Origin of the sequence: Fodinibius sp. (assembly GCF_041642155.1) — a bacterium.
In the GTDB taxonomy this organism is placed as follows: domain Bacteria; phylum Bacteroidota; class Rhodothermia; order Balneolales; family Balneolaceae; genus Fodinibius.
The window spans coordinates 1-4,783 of the sequence record NZ_JBEPWZ010000245.1 but is presented as its reverse complement, the minus strand read 5'-3'; the positions used below and the strand labels follow the sequence as shown (position 1 = coordinate 4,783).

Below are 4,783 nucleotides of genomic sequence, written 5' to 3'. Positions count from 1 at the left end.
ATCTAGGAGTCCGACCGGTTAAAAACCCACCATAAACGGGGCGATCAACTAACTCTTCAGGAGTCCCTAGGTTCCCGGGCAGGACAGTGCCGCCCGGCGATCGGTTTCTTTTATAATTATTTTCGCCCACAGCGACCACCGGGGAACAAAATCTGCCTGTTTTGCCTACCATTTTTAGATTCTTTCCTATCATAATTTTTATTACAAATAAACCAGGGCGATGTTTTACAAGAAAAATCTTTTAGTTCGGTCATCCTTTTCCATCTCCTACCCATTTGTTATCTGCATTATCCTCATTTCAAACGTAGTTGGGGTCGGGCAAAAGGCCTGGGCTCAACAACTTACGGAGAACGATATTTATAAGGAGTATCTTCAAACATTAACCGTTAGCGGCCTTCTCGGCCAGCCCGGGGACCCTTTTTATCTTTTCAGGCACGAGTACTCCCATCTCAACAGGATCGATCGTTTACAACAGCACCCATGGTCTGATGCGCCCGATCCGGTATTCAATACCGGTGGTGCTCGTGATAAGTTATCAGAACATGCGGACCCCGGCGCAGAGAGTCATTTTACCATCGCTCCCCATGACCCCAGACTTCGAACCTACTGGCAGTCGCTCGAACCCGGTGGACAGCATGACGGTCCGGTCTGGCAGGGCAGGGGATTCACCACTGATTGGTCGGCCGGCTTTTTTGTACAATACCGCTTCCTGTCGGCTTCCTTGCGTCCCCATCTCCTATTTAATCAGAACAGAAGTTTCGAGCTTTCACCGTACGAGAATAACCCGAACAGGTCGCCCTACGCATATGCCCTCGACCGCATAGACTGGCCCCAGAGATTTGGGAACAGTTCCTTCTGGACGGCGGATTGGGGAAACTCCTATCTTCGCGCCGACTACCGGGGGTGGGCGGCCGGCATTTCCAATGAACACATGCGGTGGGGACCGGCACGCAAGAATGCCATCCTCATGGACAGCAATGGCCCCGGCTTCCGTCATTTCTTTATCAGCACCCCGGAACCCAGGGATATCTATATCGGCCACCTGAAAACCAAGCTGTTTTGGGGCAAGCTGATTGAATCAGATTACTTTGACGAGAATTCAGGGAATGATGAACGATATGTATCGGGACTTACCCTGTCGGTCAGTCCCAGGCCGGTACCAGGACTCAGGATTGGCCTCAATAGAGTTTTTTATGAAATCATTCCAGCTGAAGGCATCCCGGCCGGTGATCTGTTCAAAATTTTTGAAGCTTTTACAAAAACGAATCTCACCGATGAGTCCAACATCAGCGGCAACGACCAGTCCGATCAGCTTATCTCCCTGTTTGGTCAATGGGTCTTTCCCGAAAGCGGGCTGGAGATCTATGGAGAATGGGCGCGAACGGATCACAGCTGGGACTGGCGGGACTTTTTTACCGAGCCCTCTCACAGCCGGGGCTATACCCTGGGACTGCAAAAAACATTTGACCTGAACAGCCAAAAAATATTATCCGTTACCACCGAATTGACCCAGCTGGAAGCCAGTAAGTCGGGTGCTTTTCGTGGCTACGCTCCCTTCTATGTTCACAGTAGATCGCCCCAGGGATATACCAACCGGGGACAACTGATGGGGGCTGCCATCGGACCGGGATCCAACAGCCAGTACCTGGGAGGATCCCTGTTTTACGACAAAGGCCGCATTAACATATTCACCCAGCGGGTCGCTAAAAACAATGATTTTCTTTATCTCTCGGATGCCATGCTCGATGAAGATATTCAGAATCCAAATCACAACAAGTACTGGCTTCATAATGTAGAAATGAGGTTTGGAGCGTCTGTTCTGTTTTTCTACAAACAGTTTGAAACGGATATCGGCATCACCTACCGCCGCGAAATCAACCATGACTACATCTACGAAAATGATCAAAATCACCTCAGCATAAAGCTCTCTGTTCGATATCGCCTCTCGGCATTGAGATAAAACGGTCTCTTACGATGGCTATAGCCGGCAAGTGCCGACGGCCGGACAGCCGAATGCACAGAATGCGCAGAATGCGTACCATGAACCGGGCACGATCCGGGCATTGGCATAACCGCAGTTCCCCCAATCCTCCTGAAATAAAAAAAGCCCGGCTGATTTAACAGCCGGGCTTTTTGTGGTTGACTCTTCTATCTAATAGTACAAACTGTAATATGCATTTCTCACCGGAAAATGCGGGTTAGCTTTTTACTCGTTTTCGTCCAACACGATCGGATCCAGGTTTGTTTCTGAACCACTTTCAACAGATACGCCTGTCTCTGTGGTAGCAGAATATTGATCGTTTGCCGGTTCTATTACCAGATCATACAGACCTTCTTCGAGTCCCCGCAGCATAAAGCCGCCATCTGTTGTATCGGCATGGGTAGAGCTAATCGTGTCGCTTCCCGCAACAGCAAAAACCGTCGGCCTTGCATCTACAGGTTCCACCGTTCCGGAGATCGATCCTGCTTCCGCCTTTTCACCGTTCTCAACAAAGGCCTTGAGTACCGGTTTCAGGATGTATTTACCACTCCTTCCTGCTTTGTGGACCGAGCGGGACGCATCGAAATCGATGATCACATCGAGCTCTTCACCGGCTTCAAGCTCCGTCTTGAATTTAATCTTATACCCCGACTGTTGGCCGCTGGGTACTTTGAGATCATGCAGCTCATCATCCACCATGACCGTATTGTCATGACCGAGAATCAGCCGAAGCTCCTGATAATGCCCGGGATCCAAATCTGCCGAGGACAGCAAGGTATCAACACCATTCGTCAACTCAAGCAAGTTAATGGTCATGGGATCCACCGGTAGATCTATCCATTTGCCATCCTTGTCCGGATCCACATTAACCGTATCATCGCTAAAAGGGGTATAGTGAATACGAAGTCCCTGAACCTCCACATTGACCTCCTGGTAATCGCCAGGGGCATCGGTAAGCTTCACATTCATCTGAGCCTTCCCGTGCTGTGGTCCGTTGAAATCCACATCTTTACATGAAACAGCAATCAATATTACCGCTCCAAATACAAAGATACTCTGTATAATGCGATTAAGCATTGCGTTAAAATTAGCTTTCTTCATCTGTTTTAACCTGATTTTTTTCATAATGGGTTGCCCTTCTGAATTATTATTTTGTAATAAAAAATATACTACATCCGTAATATATATGCTTCATTCTTAGTCTGCGTCCGGGATTTTTGTTCCGGAATTTTCCTTTTTTTTAAAGAAGTCCAGCGTCAGCGGTTTAATCCCGGGCGATTTAGCCCGTATTTCTCACAGAGATTTATGGTGAAAAATACGGGTTAGCTTCGGCTGAGAGGGCGAAACGCATACAGGCGTATCGATCTGGCGCCTGCCCCGCTGTTTTTTTATCTTTGGAGTGCATTTTGGATTCAGATAAACGTATGAATAAAGCATTTTTTCTCGATCGCGACGGTACCATCAATGTAGACTACAATTTCGTCCACCGCCCGGAAGAGTGGACCTGGTGTGAAGGGGTCCTTGACGCGCTGCAATGGATACGAGATCACCATTTTAAAATTTTCGTCGTAACCAACCAGTCTGGTATTGCTCGCGGGCGCTATGCAGAAGAGCAGGTATGGGCGCTCCATCGCTGGGTGGACAAGCAGCTCCGGGAACACGCCATAACCATCGATGACTGGTATTATGCCCCGCATCATCCCGAACATGATCCCGGTCAACAGTATGTGCCGGAAGACCGGAAACCCGGCACCGGCATGTTTCGAAAAGCCGCCCAAAAGCACCGCATAGATTTCCGGCAGTCGTACATGGCCGGAGATAAAATAACCGACCTGAAACCGGCCGTTGAACTGGGAATCACCCCGTTCTTCATCAAATCTCGTCACGAACCGCATCAGGATAGCGAATGGCTGCAACAACACGGGATAGAGAAATACAAATCGCTGCGGGAAGTCACAAAAAAGTTGTCATAACACCTAAAAAAGGTGAATATGTCTCTCTTTTTTATTACCCTTTAATTAACAAGGGTATGGGAGGCAGGTATGAAACGATCATTTGCAGTTCTCATCTTTTTACTGCTATACGCCAGGGCGGCGTTTTGCCAGCCTCAGGATGCGGATACGCTTTCCTACGTCCACCCCTACTGGTCGCCTGATGGTCACCAAATTGCCTTTGCTTCAGCACTTAATGGTAACTTTGATATTTATGTGATTGATTTAAATACGCATGATGTCCAGAATGTAAGTTCCCATCCCGCCCACGACTACTATCCGGCCTGGTCGCCCAATGGAAAATACGTGGCCTTCTTTTCCGAACGGGAGCGGGAATTGTACTACGATATGCGTCACGCTCAGAATGAATCGGAACAATTCCCCATAAGCTCTGCACGGGACGGCGATCTTCCCTCATGGTCGCCGGATAGTCGTAACCTGCTCTACCATTCCAATGAAGACGGGGATATGGAGATTTATCTTCGTAATTTTAAAACCAGTGATATCCGGAAGCTCACTTCCAACGAAGCTACGGATGTCTATCCCTTCTTCTCTCCCAGTGGTAATGATATTTTATTTCTCTCGGACCGGGACGGGAATATAGAAATCTATACCATGGAACCCGACGGCAGGAACCAGCAACGACTTACCCACTCTGCTCATTCCTATGAGGTGGATCCCGTATGGTCGCCCGACGGAGAGAAGATTGCCTTTGCCTCCGACCGCAATGACAATTTCGACCTGTACGTCATGGATGCCGACGGCTCCAATCAAACACAGCTGACCACCGACCATCATTTCGATCTCGCTC

At 48.7% G+C, this 4,783-nt stretch carries 4 protein-coding genes; 3 read left to right on the top strand and 1 reads right to left on the bottom strand.

What is annotated here, in order from left to right:
- Nucleotides 1-220 precede the first annotated feature (220 nt).
- Nucleotides 221-1,960: a capsule assembly Wzi family protein gene (locus ACESLU_RS11960; RefSeq protein WP_372638879.1), complete on the top strand. Its 1,740-nt coding sequence runs from the start codon at nt 221-223 to the stop codon at nt 1,958-1,960.
- 246 nt (nt 1,961-2,206) lie between these two features.
- On the opposite strand, the gene ACESLU_RS11955 is transcribed toward ACESLU_RS11960, so the two are convergent.
- Nucleotides 2,207-3,082 carry a DUF4382 domain-containing protein gene (locus tag ACESLU_RS11955; RefSeq protein ID WP_372638878.1) on the bottom strand — a complete coding sequence of 292 codons (876 nt, stop codon included), beginning with the start codon at nt 3,080-3,082 and terminating at the stop codon, nt 2,207-2,209.
- 323 nt (nt 3,083-3,405) lie between these two features.
- Here ACESLU_RS11955 and ACESLU_RS11950 point away from each other — a divergent pair, with 323 nt between their 5' ends.
- Nucleotides 3,406-3,954: a D-glycero-alpha-D-manno-heptose-1,7-bisphosphate 7-phosphatase gene (locus ACESLU_RS11950; protein WP_372638877.1), complete on the top strand. Its 549-nt coding sequence runs from the start codon at nt 3,406-3,408 to the stop codon at nt 3,952-3,954.
- A 69-nt stretch (nt 3,955-4,023) separates the two neighbouring features.
- On the top strand, nt 4,024-4,783 hold a 760-nt coding region (locus ACESLU_RS11945; protein WP_372638876.1), incomplete at its 3' end, for a DUF5050 domain-containing protein.